Origin of the sequence: Plantactinospora sp. CA-290183, assembly GCF_050936375.1 — a bacterium.
GTDB lineage: Bacteria > Actinomycetota > Actinomycetes > Mycobacteriales > Micromonosporaceae > Plantactinospora.
In genome coordinates this window covers 397935-414569 of the sequence record NZ_JBNJMX010000003.1, presented here as the reverse complement: position 1 = coordinate 414569, position 16635 = coordinate 397935, and the positions used below count along the sequence as shown (strand labels likewise).

The 16635-nt window shown below is 69.1% G+C and carries 15 protein-coding genes; 4 read left to right on the top strand and 11 right to left on the bottom strand.

The window, feature by feature from the left end:
- Window positions 1-184: 184 nt before the first annotated feature.
- From ACQEUR_RS10065 to ACQEUR_RS10025, 9 genes are all read right to left on the bottom strand, one after another.
- Window positions 185-994, bottom strand: coding sequence for a GP88 family protein (locus ACQEUR_RS10065; RefSeq protein ID WP_433028682.1), 810 nt, complete (start codon window positions 992-994; stop codon window positions 185-187).
- Window positions 995-1175: 181 nt separating this feature from the next.
- Window positions 1176-2081, bottom strand: a complete 906-nt coding sequence (locus ACQEUR_RS10060; RefSeq protein ID WP_433028680.1) for a replication-relaxation family protein — start codon at window positions 2079-2081, stop codon at window positions 1176-1178.
- Window positions 2082-2470: 389 nt separating this feature from the next.
- Window positions 2471-4906, bottom strand: a complete 2436-nt coding sequence (locus ACQEUR_RS10055) for a helicase HerA domain-containing protein (RefSeq protein ID WP_433028678.1) — start codon at window positions 4904-4906, stop codon at window positions 2471-2473.
- 243 nt (window positions 4907-5149) lie between these two features.
- The gene (locus tag ACQEUR_RS10050; protein WP_433028676.1) at window positions 5150-6940 is read right to left on the bottom strand and encodes a VirB4 family type IV secretion system protein; all 1791 of its coding nucleotides are present in this window, start codon (window positions 6938-6940) and stop codon (window positions 5150-5152) included.
- Window position 6941: 1 nt separating this feature from the next.
- Window positions 6942-7880, bottom strand: coding sequence for a PrgI family protein (locus ACQEUR_RS10045; protein WP_433028674.1), 939 nt, complete (start codon window positions 7878-7880; stop codon window positions 6942-6944).
- Entirely contained in the window at window positions 7867-8091 is a 225-nt protein-coding gene (locus tag ACQEUR_RS10040) for a hypothetical protein (RefSeq protein ID WP_433028672.1), read from the bottom strand. Before ACQEUR_RS10040 ends, ACQEUR_RS10045 begins: the two co-directional genes overlap by 14 nt.
- Window positions 8092-8201: 110 nt before the next feature.
- A complete protein-coding gene (locus ACQEUR_RS10035; RefSeq protein ID WP_433028670.1) occupies window positions 8202-9575 on the bottom strand; it encodes a hypothetical protein in 1374 nt (457 codons plus the stop codon).
- A 1-nt stretch (window position 9576) separates the two neighbouring features.
- Window positions 9577-9924, bottom strand: a complete 348-nt coding sequence (locus ACQEUR_RS10030) for a pilin (protein WP_433028668.1) — start codon at window positions 9922-9924, stop codon at window positions 9577-9579.
- 409 nt (window positions 9925-10333) lie between these two features.
- Complete coding sequence (locus ACQEUR_RS10025; protein WP_433028667.1) at window positions 10334-11155, bottom strand: hypothetical protein; 822 nt, start codon at window positions 11153-11155, stop codon at window positions 10334-10336.
- 888 nt (window positions 11156-12043) lie between these two features.
- On the opposite strand from ACQEUR_RS10025, the gene ACQEUR_RS10020 reads away from it, so the two are divergent.
- Genes ACQEUR_RS10020 through ACQEUR_RS10010 form a run of 3 tightly spaced genes read left to right on the top strand, consistent with a single transcriptional unit; the run spans window position 12044 to window position 14511 of the window.
- Window positions 12044-13084 carry a hypothetical protein gene (locus tag ACQEUR_RS10020; RefSeq protein WP_433028665.1) on the top strand — a complete coding sequence of 347 codons (1041 nt, stop codon included), beginning with the start codon at window positions 12044-12046 and terminating at the stop codon, window positions 13082-13084.
- Complete coding sequence (locus ACQEUR_RS10015) at window positions 13081-13290, top strand: helix-turn-helix transcriptional regulator (protein ID WP_433028663.1); 210 nt, start codon at window positions 13081-13083, stop codon at window positions 13288-13290. Before ACQEUR_RS10020 ends, ACQEUR_RS10015 begins: the two co-directional genes overlap by 4 nt.
- Before the next feature lie 3 nt (window positions 13291-13293).
- Entirely contained in the window at window positions 13294-14511 is a 1218-nt protein-coding gene (locus tag ACQEUR_RS10010; protein ID WP_433028661.1) for a tyrosine-type recombinase/integrase, read from the top strand.
- A 366-nt stretch (window positions 14512-14877) separates the two neighbouring features.
- Here ACQEUR_RS10010 and ACQEUR_RS10005 read toward each other — a convergent pair whose 3' ends face one another.
- Complete coding sequence (locus ACQEUR_RS10005) at window positions 14878-15129, bottom strand: GntR family transcriptional regulator (RefSeq protein WP_433028659.1); 252 nt, start codon at window positions 15127-15129, stop codon at window positions 14878-14880.
- 271 nt (window positions 15130-15400) lie between these two features.
- Here ACQEUR_RS10005 and ACQEUR_RS10000 point away from each other — a divergent pair, with 271 nt between their 5' ends.
- Window positions 15401-15619 (top strand): hypothetical protein, encoded by a 219-nt coding sequence (locus ACQEUR_RS10000; RefSeq protein WP_433029007.1) that lies wholly within the window; start codon window positions 15401-15403, stop codon window positions 15617-15619.
- A 737-nt stretch (window positions 15620-16356) separates the two neighbouring features.
- On the opposite strand, the gene ACQEUR_RS09995 is transcribed toward ACQEUR_RS10000, so the two are convergent.
- Complete coding sequence (locus ACQEUR_RS09995) at window positions 16357-16608, bottom strand: hypothetical protein (RefSeq protein WP_433028657.1); 252 nt, start codon at window positions 16606-16608, stop codon at window positions 16357-16359.
- Between the last annotated feature and the right edge of the window lie 27 nt (window positions 16609-16635).

The following is a 16635-nucleotide window of genomic DNA, read 5'->3' as shown; positions in this document are numbered from 1 at the left end:
CTGTTGGATGCATCGCGCGTTCGAGGGCGCAGCCCGTCGTGGCCCTGTTGGGTGGCCGTGAACGCATGTTGCTCACCACTACTAACCGCCGCATGGTTGTTGGGTAACCGAATGTGACGTCACGGGGTCGCGTCACCGGTCCCGGCTCTGACCGCCGCCCCCGAGGACGCCGCACGGCGAGGTATCAGGCGGTGGGCCGGCGCGCCGCGGGTGCGGCGGTGCCCGGCGTGGGCCTCGGGAGCCGCCCGCGGCGGTGGACGCCACGTTGGGTCTCGGCCTGCCAGGTGCTGAACCGGCGTCCGGCGAGCCGGCGTAGGAAGGCCGGGATGCGGTTGGCGGGAATGCCGACCAGCGGAGGCCCGAGGACGGCGAGAAGGTCGGAGGCTTCCTGCGACGCCCAGCCGGCCTCGCTGATGGCCGCCTCGTCGGGGAAGACATCGGCGACACGGTCCACGGTCGGGTCAAGGGCGCCGTCTTGAGTACCGCCGTAGGAGTACACCCAGAACAGGTTGGCGGGCGGGTCGGGTTCGACGAGCCGCCGGAACCGGTCGACTTCCTTGGTATAGCAGTAGAAGCGCACCTCCGGCCGGGCGTGGCAGATCCGCAGCCAGGCCGCGAGGTACTCGTCGCAGAAGAAGTCGCCACTGTCATGGATGCGGATCCAGCGGCCCTGCGCCGCGCGGCGCCCAAGTTCGGCGGTCATCACGGCTTCCCAGCCGGGCAGGTCGTCGAGGACGAACATCAGGTTGGCCTGGTGGCGAGCGCGTACCGCAGGCCACAGGTAAGTGCCGTTGCGGGCGTAGCAGACGCGGGCGCAGATGCCTGCCGATGGGCAGGTGTTGTAGGTGCGGCCGTCGGCGAGCCGGCCGGCCCAGGCGGGCAGGGTCCAGTTCCACACGCCGATTGCTTTCATTTCACGGTTCTGGGTGAGCAGGCGTCTGGGGCGTACATCGCCCGCTGCGTGCGGCCCGGTGTCGGGATGGCTTGCAGGCATACAACTCCTCGGTGTGTTGGGTGGTGGAGTGAGTGCGGCGCATGCGGTGGCCCCGTCCCCCGCCGCGCCGAACGGCGTCGGGGCGCGGAACCGAGAACGGCCTCGGGTCCGTCTCCGCGCGGTAGGCGCGGGAAGACGGACCCGAGGCCGTGGGGTCGCGGCGTGAGGACGCCGCCGGGCCTCAGCCGGTGGCGTCGAGGATCAGCCGGAGGGGGTGGTCGTCCGGGCCTGCCGGTCCGGGGGTGAGGGGGCCGGGTTGGCCGTGGCTGCTGGGCAGGTCGGCCAGGGTGAGTCGGTGGCGGCCATTTCCGGCCAGCCGCCACACCGGGCCGGCCGGCTCGGGCCCGGATTCCGGGCAGGTGGTAGCGACGATCAGGGTGGGTTCGGGCCGTTCGGCGAGCTTGCGGTGCAGGTTCTGCTCCCGTAGCCGGCTGGGCAGAACGAACAGGATCGGGTACTGCGGGCCGCCCTCGGCGCGCAGTTTGCGGTGAGAGGCCAGCTTGTCGACCAGACGCCTGATCGGTTCGGTGCCGCGGTCGAGTTCGAGGAAGAACCCGGTTTCCTGGCTGCCGTCGGTCCAGACGCCGTGGCCGTCGGGTTTGATCCGGTGGCCGAACGCCGCCGCCGTGGTGCGTTCGGACCACCAGCGGGTCAACGCCGTGCCCGGCCGGTGGCGGGCGTGGACGAGCAGAGAGACGAACACGTCGTTGACGGCGAGGAGATGGTCCAGTGTCGCGCTGGAGTAGACCCGATCCTGCCGTTCCCGCACGGCTTTGATGCTGGGTGGGCTATCGCCGAGTGCCAGCGCGGTGTACCTGGCGGAGAGCAGGCCGGGCAGCCAGCACATCGGGTTGGCGCCGGGCCGGTTGCGGATGAAGCGGTCGATGAAGCCGAGCCGGCGCAGTAGCTGTAGGCGATGCCGACAGGTTGTGGAATTGGTGAACAGGATCGAGGTGAGGTGTTCGGTGGTGAGAGTGGTATGCCCGTCGAGGAGAAAGGCGATGGTGTAGTCGCGGGGGCGAAGACGGTGGGAGATGTCGATGAGGGAGTGGGTGGCTGTGGAGCGAGAGCTGGTCGTCGGAGGCACGCCTACTGGGATGTCCCCCGTAGAGAGCTCCCCCAGGGGGGAGTGTCGGGTTTTGTTGTTCGCGGACATGACGGCTCCTAGCTGGGCTGTTGGGTGGGTGGGGTCGGCCGGGGCTCGGCAGTACAGCGCCGGGCAGTGGCCGGGTCGGTGGCTGGTGCGATGACCGGGTTCTGGCCGGGTCTGCAGAGGGCGATCAGACCGGCGCCACCGGGATTCCGATCTGGTGACGGGCTGATAGCAGGGCGTAAACTGACGAAGTCCCCCAGCGGCTTCCCCCGTGGTCGCTGAGGGACCTCGCCACTTATCGCGAAGGTGAACGAGCACCGCTTACGGCCGGCCCAGAGGCCGGGCGGCCTCGTACCCGGGCGTTGCCGAACACGTCTGGTGGGTTACGCAGGATCCTGTTGGGTGGCTGTTGGGTCGTCTGAGTCCGGATCGTCGCCGGCCGGTGGGGCGGCGACGCCGGCGAGCTGGGCGATCGCCGACTGGTTCCCGGCGGTGCCTGCGACCGCGTCGGCGACGGCCTGTCGGACGGCGGTGGCCTCGCCGACGATCGGCCGTGACGGGTTGGTCCGCAGGGTGAATGCCGCGGTTTCACGGCTGTTGACGACGAGCCGGCACGCCGCCCGGTAGGCGTCCATGTGGGACACGTCGTGCTCGTCGAGTTCGGGCATGGTGTGCCGGGCCAGCTGGTGGGCGTCCTCCGGCGCGCAGGAGAAGAAGACCTTGTTGCGGGCGTTCGCGGAGATGGCCAGCTGCGTCTCCCGCGGCATCTGCGACAGGTTCTGGTGCGCCAGAACGAGGCCGAGGTGGTAGCCGCGCGCCTCGGCCAGCATGTCCCCGACCGAGCCGGGCAGGTTTAGGAAGTTGTGGGCCTCGTCGATGTATGCGAAGGAGTCGCGCCGGTCCGCCTCTGGTAGCCGGGTCCGGCCGGTGGCGGTCTGCCAGGCCGAGGCGAGGACGAAGCTTCCCATCAGCCGGGCTGTTTCTTCGCCGATCTGGCCTTTCGGTAGTCGGGCGAGCAGGATGCCGCCGTCGAGAACGCGGCGCATGTCGAAGCTCGACCGCGGCGCGCCGAGGGTGCGGCGAACGAAGTCCCGCAGCAGGAACGCCCGCAGCCTCGACAGCACGGGGCCGATCACCTGCGCCCGCAACGGTGCCGGGGTGGACTCGAACCATTCCCAGTAGCCGCGCAGGCCCTCGGGGTCGTCGAGGTCCTGGGTGAACGCGTACCGGAACTTCTTGTCGTTAAGCAGGGGCGGGATCAGCGTCAGCGTGGCGTTGGCCTTGCGTAGCAGCGTCAGACAGGCGACCCGCAGCGTGTCGTCGATTCGGGGTCCCCAGTGCTTGGCGAAGATCCGTCCGAAGATGCTGACGATGTTGTCCACGACCAGGTCGTGGTCCTCGCCTTGCAGGGGGTTGAGGGTGGTGCCGGCCGGCTGGTTCGGGTCGATGATCGTCAGCCGTTTGGCGTGGCTTTTTGGGATTCGGTCGAGCAGGTCGAGGACCAGGTCGCCTTTCGGGTCGATGACGACGGTGCCGCGACGGGCGTGGATGTCGTCGAGGATCATGTTCATCAGCAGCGTCGACTTGCCGGAGCCGGTGGAGCCGAGCACGTGCAGGTGCTGGCGGGCGTCGACGACGTGTAGGGCGACGGAGTGGCCGCCGACGTCGGCGCGGCCGAGGACCTTCGTGCCGCGTCCGCCGGCGGCGACGGCGACCGGGGCGGGCATCGGTTTGGCGCGTGCGCGGTCCAATCCGGGTACGGCGATGTCCTGGGGCAGTGCCGCGATCGTGGCCAGTTCGGCGTGGGACAGGAGGAAGCCGCGGCGCAGTCTGCGGCCGGCCAGGACCGGGGCGGGGTTCCTGATGGAGCGGCGGCGTAGCCGGTTGCGGCCGGTCCACACCCCGTAGGCCGAGGCGATGCCGTGGGTGAGGATGACCAGCCGGGGTTTGAGGTCTTCGGGGTCGCTGCCGCGGGGGTTGGTGTGCGCGACGCCGAAGCGAAGCGCCACCTCCCACTGGGCGCCGGCGAGCTTGTCGACACCGAAGCGGCCGTCCCGCTCACGCTGCGGGTCGTTGCCCGGCGGTGCCGTGTATCGGGCAGGCTGACGGGTTTGCCGGCCCGTGCTGAACAGTTCCGTCACCAGATCGAGGACGGCGCGTAGCCAGGTGGCCGGGTCGAGCAGGTCGCGCGGTGCCCGGCCGGTACGCAAACTCTGGACACCGTGACGCAGCAGGCGTACCTGCCGGGTCGTCGCGGGCCGGGCCAGGACCTGCACGCAGGCCGACTCGGCGGCGTGCAGTCCCGATGCCGCGGAGATCAGGGTCCGCAGCGGGTCGTTGTCGTGGTCAGTCTGCAGCGGGTACCAGGCCGGCAGGATAGGGGCGAGCGCGCCGCCGACGTTGAAGGCGTCCCGGGGCAGCGGCGGGTCGGCGTCGGTGACGGTGCACGCCGCGCCGGGCCAGGCACCGCGGATCGCGGCCTGAATCGGGCCGTGCTGAATGGTCGCCGGTACCCAGACCGCGATCGTCAGTTGCCGGCCGCCCCACCGGTACTCCACCGCGAGGTGCGCTCGGCCGTCGCGCAGGCGGCGACGCCAGCCGGTATGCAGGATCTCAGCGAGGGTGGCCCAGAAGGTAGCGGCGCCGTCCGGGTTGACCTCCGGCGGTGGGCTGATGGTGATCAGCTGCGCGTTTCGGGCCATCCGGGCGTGTCGGCGGCGAGCCACGACGGTGCCTGCGGCGTAGCCGCCGGCGACGATGAGCAGGCCGACGAGCGCGAGCCACGGCCGGTCCCGGCACCAGCCGACAGCGGTGGTCACGGTGTCGAGGAGCCATTGCGACGGTCCGGGCAACGACGGTGTCGTCGGTACCGGCGGGGTCGAGGACGGTGCGGGCGTGGGAGCGAGCGTGGAGACGATAGAAGCGGGTACGAGGCTGGGGTTCACGGGTTAGGCCCTTCCGGAGAACAAAAAGGGCCGCGGGCGGCCATTGCTGGCGACCCACGGCCCTCGGATGGTTTGCTGATGCCACGGTCGTTTCCAGCCGCGGCAGGTGTGGCGGGGTTACTCGTCGTCGGGCAACTCCAGGTCTCCGAGACACAGCCGATGCTCCTGGCGGGAGGCCACGGCCTGGAAGCCGACTCGGTGGGTCCCGGACATGAGTAGGCCCTCGCCGCGGCGGGCGGCGAGCAGCACCCGGGCTTCACCGGTGGTCAGGCCGAACACGTCCGCGACGACGTCGATCGCCTGCGGCGCCTGCCGCAGCAGGATCTGGGTGGCGGCGTTGGCGATGACGATCTGCCCGAGGGCGGAGCCGAGCAGGTCACCGACGTCCTGTGTGATGACCGCGAGCCCAGCCCGGCGCTTCCGTGCTGATTTGGCGAGGTGGGAGAGGAATTTGGCGCCTTCGCCGTCGCGGAGCAGTGTCCAGGCTTCGTCGACAACGACCAGCCGCCTGGGTGTGTGCGCCGAGCGAATGGCTGGGGTGTCGACCTCGCGCCAGATCGCGTCGAGCGCGAGGAGCATGCCGGGGGCGCGGAGCTCGTCGGCGAGGTGCCGGGTGGACCAGCACACCAGCTGCCCTGACGGGATCGTCGTGGTGGGGCCGTCGAAGAGGTCCCGGAACGATCCGGTGGTCCACGGTGTCAGCCTGGCGGCGAGGGTGTCGCCGGCCTCGGTGCGCTGCGCGGTGAGCGCGGTGGCGACGTCGCGTAGCAGCGGTGCCTGGCGGCGCCAGGTGTCGGGGTCGTTGGAGATCCCGGCCTGGTCGTAGGCGTCGTTGATCGCCTTATCGAGGGCAGCTTGCTCGGAGGGTGGTGGCTGCTCACCCAGCAGTACCGAGATCAGGGTGTGCAGGAACATCGCCCGGTAGGTGCGTGCTTTCGGTCGGCGGTCGGCGGGTGGAATGTCGAGCGGGTTGAGCCGCACCCCGTTGGCGCCGAGCGCGATGGTGACGCCGCCTACCGCGTCGGCGAGACGGATGTACTCGTTGTCGGGATCGATCACCGCCACGTGCACGCCGTCAGCCAGCGACCTGAGTACTTCCAACTTGACGAAGTACGACTTGCCGGCCCCGGACCGGGCGAGGACGACGCTGTTGGCGTTGTGCTGCGCCCACCGATCCCACCAGACGACCCCGTTGGAGTGGGGGTTGAGTCCGTAGAGCATGCCGCCGGTGGCGCCGGGCTCACCGGGCAGCGGCGCCGGCAGGTCCGACGACGCGAGCGGGAACGCCGAGGCGAGCGCGTCGGTGTCCATTATCCGGCGCATGTCGAGCCCGTCGGTGCCCAGTGGGAGGGTGCTTGTCCAGCCCTGCATCTGGCGCCAGGTTGCCGGCTGGGTGTCCAGCAGCACCGAGGCGGCGGTGGCCCGCACGTGGGCGACCGCTTCGTCGAGTTCGTCGAGGGTGGTGGCGTGCACGCACAGGTACAGGCCGACGCGGAAGAGTTTGCTGTGGCCTCGGGCGATCCGGTCGGCCAGCTCCGCGGCGTCGTCGGCGGCGGCCTCGGTGATCGGGTCGATCAGGCGGCCCTTCTCGGTGTCGGTGCGTCGGTTGGACTCCAGCCGGGCTCGCTGTTTGCGCAGCCGGGCGGCGGCGATCTGCGGGGCGAGGGGGTCGATGTGGACGGCGACGTCGAGGCGGCCCGGCCAGGCCAGCAGCGGGTCCAGCCAGGCGGGGCCGACCTCGGCGGGGTATCCGGTGACGATCAGCGTTGCCGCGTAGCCGTCGCCGAGGCGCAGGTAGCGAGGTGTGTGGTCGATCGCGGCCGGGCCCACAACGGCCGCGAGCCCGGCCGGATCGGCCGGGCTCGCGTCAGCGGCGGTGGTCGGCTTTTGCCGTTTCAGTAGGGGCATGTCAATCTCCTGGTCCAGTGACGGCCGCGTCGGGCAGGGCACGGGCCCAGGTGACGTCGGTCGGGGTGTAGGGGTCGGTAGCGCAGGTGAGCACCGCGGCGGCCCGGCCGCCGTCAAGGACGGCGGCCTCGGCCCCGAGAGTGGACAGCGCGGACGCGGTGTGTTCCGCCCGGCGCAGGACCTCGGTGTCGCGGCCCTTGTCGCCGGTCGCGGTGACCGCGACGGTCACCGTCCGCCACAGCGGGTCCCGGCGGGCCGCGAGGTCGTCGAGAAAGTTGGCGTAGTCCCGGGCGGCGTCGGCCAAGGCAGGGTTGCCGATGGTCTCGGCGCCTTCGGCGATGCGGTAGGCGTGGCTGGACAGGTCGACCCGCTGCGCGGAGATCACGATCTGTACCGGTCCGGACAGGGAGTTGAGCCACCGCCCGTAGCTGCCGATCAGGGCGGCTTGCTCGTCGCCGGTCCGCAGCCCGATGTTCACGGTGGTGCAGGCGACCAGGGCCGCGGCGTGCGAGCCGGCGTCGATGACGCCGGTGTCGCTGATCGCGGTGGCGGGCAGCCGCAGCACCGACACCGTCGCGGCGGGTGTGGTGGTGGCTGGTGCCCAGGTCGGCGCCGGGAGCGGCCTGCCGCCTGCCGCCGGCGTCAGCTGTTTCGAATTGCGGGTGTGCCGTACCGCCGCGAGTAGCCAGGCGTCCATGGACAGGCCGTCGCGGCGGCCCAAGGCCAGCACGATCGCCGCCCCGGCGAGGGGGACGAGGATCGCGATCAGCATCGGCTGCGGCAGCAGGTCGCCGACCGCGCGGAAGATGCCGTAGCCGATCACCCCGGCCGCGGCCAGGATGGCCAACTGCCGGGCGGTCAACCCGTAGACGATCTTGTCCGGGGTGTCGACGTCGGCGGGAATTCGGGCGTGCGGGGTGAGGTCATCACTCGGGCGCATCGTCGCCTCCGGCCGTCCGCGCGCCAGCAGCGCGGGCTTTCATCGCCCGGGTGTAGACATCGACGCCTTCGGCGATCTCCTCCGGGGTGTAGGCGTAGATGGGGCGGCGCGTCGGCCAGGCGATCGCGACGATCTCGGCGCTGCTGGTTGTGAAGTTGCGGGGCGGTTGCTGGGTCATCGCTTCGTCAGTGGTGTCCTGTGGCGCTGTCATCTGGTTTCCCTTTCGCCTTGGGTCGGGAGGTGCTGCCCGTCCACAGCGCGGGTGAGGATGTCCCCGCCGTGGACGAGAGGTTCTTTGGGTGGCCCGGTGATGGGCGCAGGTCAGCGTGTGTGGTTGGGCCGGTTCCATGTGCCTTTGACCGGTGGGCGTACCGGCCGGGTGCGAGGCATCGCGGTCGCCGGGGTGACCCCGGGCGGGACCGATCGTGGGGGTCCTGACCGCGGTGGATCCGGGACGACGCCAGCGGCCCGGGTCGGCGGCCGTGTCGAGCGGGGAGTCGTTGGTGCCGCGCGTTTCGCCACGGTCCGCGTGTAGAGGTCGACGCCGCCGGCGATTTCGTCGCGGGTGTAGGGGCGAACGGGGCGGCCGGTTGGGTAGGCGGTGCCGGTGCGGCCGGGACCCGCACCCGATGGCTGCGGCAGTGGTCGGGGCGCGGAACCGCCAGAGCGAGGTTGGCCGCCGCCTCTGCCGCTCGAATGCACCGGCCACGGACGGTTCGCTCCGGTCGCGCCACCGCCAGTGCGGCTGGCGGCCCCTGCGGCGCTTCGACCGCCGCTGAACGCGCGGGATAGCCCGCGGGTTAGCTGCTGCACGAGCACGACGCGCAGGATCATGCCCATCGGGTTCGGCGGGGTGCGGGTGACGTATCGGCTCATCAGTTTGGGGATCTTGACGATGCCCCACAGCAGGCACACCACGATGAGCAGATTCATGATCGCGGCGGGGTCGCCGGTGGGTATCGGCAGGCCGAGCACGGCCAGGTTGCTGGCTGGGTTGAGGAAAACCGTCAGCGTGGTGTGCAGGGCGACCGCCTGTAGGACCACGATGCCGTTCGTGCCGAGGACTGCCCGCCACCACAACATGGCGCCACCTTCGGTCTGCTCGGTTCCGTGCAGCGCCAGGGCGATCGGTGAGATTCCGACAGCGACGACGAGGAACCCGAGCCGGATGATCCACTGCACGAGGAGGGTGCCGGTGAGCACGGCGATCAGCATTCCGATGAGCAGTAGTAGGAAGCTGACCGCGGTCGCGCCGGTCGGACTGCCCAACGCGCCGACCGCGATGTCACGCAGCTGCCGCATCGAGCCGGGCGAGGTGATGTCCTGGTCGGTTAACGCGGCGGTCAACGCGTTGGACAGGTCGATGATGGTGGAACAGATCGGGATGGCGAAGTTGGCGCCGATCAGGCCGATGACCAGGCGAGGGATCAGCTCACCTGGCCCGACCCGGGATTGGATGGTGTCGCGGCCCATCACCATGATGGCCGCCCACAGGAACGCCAGCACGTAGCAGACGTTCACGATGCCCAGTGACGTGCTGGCGAACGTGGTGACCTGCGGCAGGGTGGTCACGTCGGGGCTGACGAACGCGGTGACGGACAGCAGTTCCCACAGGGCATTCAGCACGCCGATCACCGTTTCGGCGAACCACTGCAGGATGGAGCGGATCAGCTGCTTGACGTACCAGTCGCCCACGTCAGCCGCCGATCCAGCCCTGCACGATTGCGAGCAGGATCGGCGCGAGGACTGCCAGGGCGTAGCCGAGGAGGGCGTTCTTGAACGCGGAGTTGGACTTCTCGATCTCGGTCGGGTCGCCGCCGGCGGCCAGACGGCGCAGGCCGCCGATGGTCAGGAACAGGGTCGCGACCCCGACCAGCAGCCCGACGATCCAGGCCGTGATGCGGCTGATGATCACGGGCAGCGGGTAGGGGGCGGCCAGGATCTGCGGCTCAGCCGCGTGCGCCGGGGCCGAACCGGTCAGGGTCGCTAGGACCACGAGGGTGATGGTGATGGTGATGATGCGGTGAACGTTGCGGCGGAACATAGCGCGCACCTCCCGCCCCGCATGCGGGGCTGAATGGGGTTGAGGTGCGCCACCAGGAATCGGGGCAGGGCCGTGGGAGCGTCGCTCCTTCCAGCCATGGGTGATCGGGTGCGAACACGGCCACTCAGGCCGGCCGCGCCCCGATCCCCGGGGCGCCGACACCGGCCGCGTCTCGGTCCGATGTCTTGCCCACGAACGCCCCCTGTTGGGTGGCCAACACGACGTCCGCCGCCACCCCGCGACCCAACAGCGACCCAACAGCGCGTCGCTGTTGGGTCGCGTCCGCAGCAGCGACTCGCTGTTGGGTCGGCGCCATTCGTTGTTGGGTCGCCGCGACCAGATGTTGAGTCGCGCCGTCAGCAGAAGGGACGTCCTCCCGCGTGTCGGGCCGTGCGCTGTTGGGTCGCGGTCATCGCTGTTGGGTGGCGGCGACGCGTTGCCGAGTCGCGGCGACTTTCTGGCGGGTCGCAGCACTATTGCGGCGGCGCGGACGAGGCCGCAGCGGCACGAATGCGAGGTCGCCGTCGCGGATGGCTTCCCGGAGCCGGCGTTCGGCCTTTAGACGCCATGAGGAGGCCAAGCTGGAGGTGATGCCGAAACTCGCCGCAGCCTGCGCGAGAGTGGTGTTGTCGAGGCGGGTGGCGGCGATCAGGTTCGCCTCGTCGGCGTCCAGCACACCGACCGCGACGGCACGGGCCAGCACCAGGTCAGGGTGGTCCCACGGGTGGATCGGCGCGATCGGGTCCGGCCCGTCGGTGTGGATCAGATGTGCATCGGATTCGGCGTCCCGGGCCTTACGCGCGGCACGCAGACCGGCATCGATCAGCCGGCCGCAGATCCGAGTCGGCTCCAGGTCGATGGTCTTGAGTCGCGCCACAAACCCGACCAGCAGTTCGGCGTCCAGATCGCTGGTGTCGCCCCGCCATCCCGCAGCGAGCGCACCGGCAACGTGCCGCAGACCCGGCATAGCGATCCCCACCGCGGCGACAACCCAGGCCGGGCCGTCCCGACGGGCGCGGATGACCAGCTCACGCCACACGGCATCGCGCACCTCAACGCCGGTCTGCGGCGACAGCAGCAGGGTTCGTAGCTGCTCCAACGGCAGGATGTCATCCGGCAGACCCTCGAAACCGCGACCATCGAAACTGAGGTGTGTGGGCGGCTGAACCAGAAGTGTGAAGGCACGTTCGGCCGCGGCTAGCGGCGATGACGGCCAGGATCGAGCAGACATGTCAACCTCACGAGGCGATCGGCGCCGCATCCGACAGCGGCGCTGCACCCCTATCCGCACATGCCGACCCAACGGTCCATGAGCGTGCGAACCTGCGCCGGAAGCTGTTGGGCCTGCTCAATAGCCATGCCCGCCCAACAACCAACAGCAGCCGCAGATGTCGTTAACGATCCTCGCGAAGGCCAACACCGCAGCTCACCGGCCTGTTGGGTACCGTTGACTCAGAAGATCAGCACGAGAGTGGATTCGCACCGCAGCGTCCCACGAGATCATGAGATTTCCGCGCAAGAAGCGCCCGGCAGACACACGTCGGTGCACGACTCCGCCTACCAGCACCCCGACCATCCGCGCGAGGCTCAAGCACTGGCCATGTGGGGCGCATCCGGCCTGGTCACCACCGCGCCGCCCGCTCGCTTCTTCGCGATCACCACGCCGTATCGCTATCCCCGTCCACGGACTCCTGGCGGCTCCGGATCACGGCGTCCGTCCCCTCGCCGGTATCCGTGCTCGACCTGCCCTCTGGTCGCCATCTGTGGGGGCAGCTACGGCCGCGACGCGCAGAACTGGACGCAGCCGGCGCCGAAGCCGTCGGCAAGGTCAAGGCCCCGCCACCGACGCCCCGCCCCGTCGACCAGGCATACCAAGCGGCCGTCTCGACAAGGGCGGCGTGAGCGCCCACCACGTGCACTCACTGTTGGCTACCCAACAGCCATACACGGAAAACTGTTGGGCCAACGATGATCATCTGTTGGGTAAGCCGACCCAACAGACGGCACGCGCTGTTGGGTGCTGTTGGGTTCCGGCGTGTGAGAGACCGCGCTGTGAGCCGGTATCCCGGGGCCATTCGTAGGTGCGAACACGGTCAGCCAGCGCGGGAGCTACCCGCACATGACTGCTCTGCCGAACTCCGTCCCCGACGACCCGCCCCGCCCGAACCCATCCACCCTTGCGCCGAGCATCCACGGCGACGCGATCCTCGTCGGCGGCGACGTACCCATCGCCGTCTGGCGACTCGACGACCGCGACGACGACGTACTCACCACCGACCCCACCGCCCGTCTTGCGTCGCGGCTGGCCCGGCGACTCATCCTCGTGTACACCCGGCGTGGCGAGGCGATCGTCGACTTCGACAGCGACCCACATCTGCAAACCGCCAGCGCCGACACATCCCGTTCGTACCTGCCCATCACCGACCCCGGCGAGGTCGCGGACCTGGACTCACTTGCCGAGCCCGCCAGCCTCGTCGTCCTGCGGTGGCCTCCGCGGCACGCCGACCGAACGCGGGCCAGCATCGCAGACCTGTTCGGCGCGTGCCGGCTCATCATGACGGCAGACACATGCGCGATCGCGGCCATCAGCTCCACAGCACCCGGCCAGCCCGGAACCACGTACGCCGAGCACCTGAGCGAACTGCTGCCAGCTGCTCGTGCCGCGGGCCTTACGCACGTCCTGCAAATCGTCGCGGTCATTGGTCCGGGCAACGGCGACCAGTTCGTGTACTACGCCACCCACGCCGAAGCCGAGGCAGCGCGACAGGATCGGCCGACCGGTCACGGCGACCAAAGCTTCCACGTCGACCTAATGGTCTTTACCGCCCCAGGAGTCGCGATGGCCGAATCCGACCCAACTCCGACCGACCGCGACCCGCAGCGACTCACAACACAACGCCACCACGATTCCCGCGACGTGACCCAAATCGCGGAAAACGACGTCACCACACGATCGACCAACGGCGCTGAGTCACGCTACGGTGCCGCCGCGCCAACAGGCCCTACCAGCCACAACGAGCTTGACCAACCCCAATCCGAGGTACGCGCTGAAAGGACGCCCGATCTATGCCCGCCCTATCCGCACCCCACACCGGTGTCCGTGCCGCACGGCGAGTCGCTCCCCCAGCCTGGTCCGTCCGACACGGCAGGCCGGCGATGAGCGGGTCGACCGCCCCCGAATGGCGGCCCGACCCCCTGCTCACCATCGACGACGTCGCCGCCTGGCTCGGCAAGCCGAAGAACACCCTCTACGCCTGGCACAGCCGGGATAAAGGACCTCGCGCCATCCGGGTCGGCAACACGCTGCGCTACCGGCGCAGCGAGGTCGAACGCTGGCTCGACGACAACACCGACCCGGAGCGATGAACAATGGCCCGACCTCCACTCCCCATCGGCACCTGGGGCAACATCCGCACCGAAAAGCTCGGCCCCAACCGCCACTGCGCGCGAGCCCGGTTTCGCGACTACGACGGCAGAACCCGCGACGTCGAGGCCACCGGCACCACCGGACCCGCCGCCACCCGGGCGCTGAAGGAGAAGCTGCGCGACCGCGTCGCCCCGAACGACGACGAGATCACCAGGGACACCCACGTCAGCACGCTCGCCAACCTGTGGATCGAGGTCGTCACCGCGGAGGAACGCGTCCTACCGCAGACCATCAACAATTACAAGACCAGCCTGCGCACCTCGATCGTGCCTGCCCTGGGTAACCTGCGCATCCGAGAGGCCACCGTGGGCCGCCTCGACAAGTTCCTCGGCGATGTCGCCAAGACCCGGCCGGCAGCGGCCAAGAACGCGAAGGTCGTCCTCGACCAGATGTTCGCCCTAGCGGTACGCCGTGGTGCGCTCACGACCAACCCCGTCCGGGAAACCGGTCGCCTTCGCAAGCCACGCCGCACCGTGCGCGCCCTCGAAAGCGAACACTTGGAAGGCGTCCGCTCGGCGATCCGCCAGTGGCAACAGCCCACTGCTGGCAAGCCGGGACCTCGGCAGACCGGCGACCTGGCCGACATCGTCGACCTCATGCTCGCCACCGGCGCCCGCATCGGCGAGATCCTGGCCGTGCGGTGGGAAGACGCGGACCTCGCCGCCGAACACCCGGCCGTGACCATCTGCGGCACCATCGTCTACCTCAAGGGCAAGGGCTTTTTCCGACAGGAGTGGACCAAGAGCGACGCCGGTTACCGGACGGTCATCCTGCCCCGATTCGCGGTCGGGATGCTGCTGGCCCGCAAGCTCACCGCCGCTGACAACCCCCACGATGCGATCTTCGCTTCCCGGCGCGGCACCTGGATGTCCCCGCACAACGTGCGCCGCCAGTGGCGCCAAGCCCGCGCTGAGACCGGCCTCGAATGGGTCACCCCACACACCTTCCGCAAGACGGTCGCCACCCTCATCGACAAGCAGGCCGACGCCAAGAGCGCCGCTGCCCAACTCGGGCACGCCAGCGAAGACGTCACCAACACCTACTACATCGTCAAACCCACCCTCGCCCCGGACAGCTCTCACATCCTCGAACAGCTCGGCGCCAGCCCGACGACAACCGACCCCGAACGCCGCGACCATGGGCCGTCCCGGGCAGCGTAGCCCCGGACAGAGGATCGCCTGACACCCTGCAGCGCGGACAGACCCATCCCGCCGACGAACGTGGCCGCGCCCTCGCGTTTGTGGGGGGTTTTCGGGGGGTGATTCAAAATCGCATAGACAAACTTAAGGCCCTGACCGGCGTTCTCGCTGGTCAGGGCCTTAATTATGTGGAGCTGAGGGGATTTGAACCCCAAAGACCGTGGGCGGGGTAGAGATCATCCGGAACCGGGCAGATCTGACCCCTCACCAGGGCCGCGACCCTCAACGTCTCTCGACGTCTTACACGGCTTTTCGGTCTCAGTTGTGCCGGATCTGTGCCCGATGATCATGAAGCGGCCATCGTGCCGTATCGATTTACGCCATCCCTCACCGTGGCTTGACGAAGGTGCCTCGCTGCGGCACCACGAACAGCACGCCTTGTTCCACCAGGACGCCAATCGCTCGCCGCACGGTAGCCCGCGCAAGCCCGTACTCCTGCACGAGCTGACTCTCGGACGGAATCGCTCGGTTGGGCTGCCAGTCGCCACGGCCGATCCGGGCGGCGAGAATGCCGACCAGTTGCCGGTACGGCGGCAGCGGCGCCTCGTGGTCGATGCGGGCGTCCGGGTCGAACTCCATGGCTTGACCGTAGAAGTCTCGACATGGCCTCCCTCGACCTTCTACGTACCTAGACGTATGTGAACCAGCGTTGGTACGGTCGGTTAGCCCGCTGTGCTGGCCGTGGAGGACCCGAACCCGCCCCGGTACGGCGGATGCGCTCTGCCCGGCCGGGCACCTCCGAGCCTCGCCGGGCAGAGCGACCGCCAAGCAGGGGAGCCCCATGCCTGTCGTGCAGCACGGCCATATAGCGGTCAGGCCGCAATCACGCCTACCCGAATCCGGCGACGAGCTGTGGATCAGCCGCGAGGCTTCGGTGCAGTTCGCGGGACAACCGCGCTTCGTGTTCCGCGTCATCTCGGTGTCCCGGAAGCCCACCTACCACGGATGGGTCTGGCTCAGCGGCTATCAGCTCGACAGACAGGGCAACGCCGTAACGAAGCGAGAGATCTTCGTGCAATTGGCCGGTCTACGTCGCGCGATGCGTCGTCCGGCGCAGCGAACATACTGACCTACTGCCGTCCCGTCACCGTCGTCCCACACCCTGTGGAGCGGGTCCGCCCTCCTGGCCCAAGGTCGTTCAGTCGTGGAGTGCTCCACCTTGGTCCAGGAGGGCGGATCTGCTCGGCTCCGCCTGGGACGACGGCGACGGGACGGCACTCCCCAGCCACTCACCCCACCGCAACCGCCGAGCCTTCCCCTGCCATCCCGGAGCCTGAGGCCCCCGCCGGAGGCATCTCGACCTGGCACACTTCCCCGCTTTGCGCTTGCCGATCACCAGCTCCCCCATCCCACCTCGGGCGAGCCCAGCCACCGAATGACGACCACGGCGGACCCAGCGGTGTGCGTGCCAGCGTGAGGGATCATCGCGAGTTGGCACACGGGCGACCACTCTTCTCGGTCCTCGAAAGCCCAGCTCCCTGCGCAGCCTGACGTCCGGAGCTGCGCGTGCTCCTGGTGGTGGTCGGCGTTGGCCAGATCCGCCCGCGGTTGCGCCTACGGCTTCCAATGGCCCGCCGTGCGCCGGGGCGTGACCGGCCGCCAGGCCGCACGCGCGCCCCGGCGCGACACGGCGGCGGGCCGAAGGCCCGCCCTTGAACAAGTAAAGAAAGTCTGAACACGCTCAAGCTACAACGCATGTTGGCGGCAATAGCAAGGTGCCCACCGCGCCGTTCATGCTGTGGCGGTGGGCACCTTGGAAACGATGCGATAAAGAGCCTGGCCGTGCGTGGTGTGGTAGTGCTGTCCTCAGAGCTTCGGCAAGGCTGGATTGTAGCCTGGCCCGAACTGTTGACGCTTGTGGTTGTCAATCTCGATCAGAATCTCCGTCAGGCTGTCACGAGCCCTTTGTACTTCGGCGTCCAGGCGACTAAGCACTTCATTGTTTGCCGCTCGAATCATCCCCGTGTTGTCGCCACCATCCGAAACGCCCGTGGGCTCGATGTACAAGCCGTCTTCGTCGTAGTACCGCGTTATCACATTCCTCAGCTCGTAATACACCTGCGTCATGATGGTATGCGCTCGGGC

Excerpts from the sequence above, each read along its gene's own strand:
- ACQEUR_RS10065 (WP_433028682.1), bottom strand. The coding sequence starts at position 994 with ATGCCTGCAAGCCATCCCGACACCGGGCCGCACGCAGCGGGCGATGTA.
- ACQEUR_RS10050 (WP_433028676.1), bottom strand. The coding sequence starts at position 6,940 with ATGCCCCTACTGAAACGGCAAAAGCCGACCACCGCCGCTGACGCGAGC.
- ACQEUR_RS10045 (WP_433028674.1), bottom strand. The coding sequence starts at position 7,880 with ATGCGCCCGAGTGATGACCTCACCCCGCACGCCCGAATTCCCGCCGAC.
- ACQEUR_RS10040 (WP_433028672.1), bottom strand. The coding sequence starts at position 8,091 with ATGACAGCGCCACAGGACACCACTGACGAAGCGATGACCCAGCAACCG.
- ACQEUR_RS10030 (WP_433028668.1), bottom strand. The coding sequence starts at position 9,924 with ATGTTCCGCCGCAACGTTCACCGCATCATCACCATCACCATCACCCTC.
- ACQEUR_RS10025 (WP_433028667.1), bottom strand. The coding sequence starts at position 11,155 with ATGTCTGCTCGATCCTGGCCGTCATCGCCGCTAGCCGCGGCCGAACGT.
- ACQEUR_RS10020 (WP_433028665.1), top strand. The coding sequence starts at position 12,044 with ATGACTGCTCTGCCGAACTCCGTCCCCGACGACCCGCCCCGCCCGAAC.
- ACQEUR_RS10015 (WP_433028663.1), top strand. The coding sequence starts at position 13,081 with ATGAGCGGGTCGACCGCCCCCGAATGGCGGCCCGACCCCCTGCTCACC.
- ACQEUR_RS10010 (WP_433028661.1), top strand. The coding sequence starts at position 13,294 with ATGGCCCGACCTCCACTCCCCATCGGCACCTGGGGCAACATCCGCACC.
- ACQEUR_RS10005 (WP_433028659.1), bottom strand. The coding sequence starts at position 15,129 with ATGGAGTTCGACCCGGACGCCCGCATCGACCACGAGGCGCCGCTGCCG.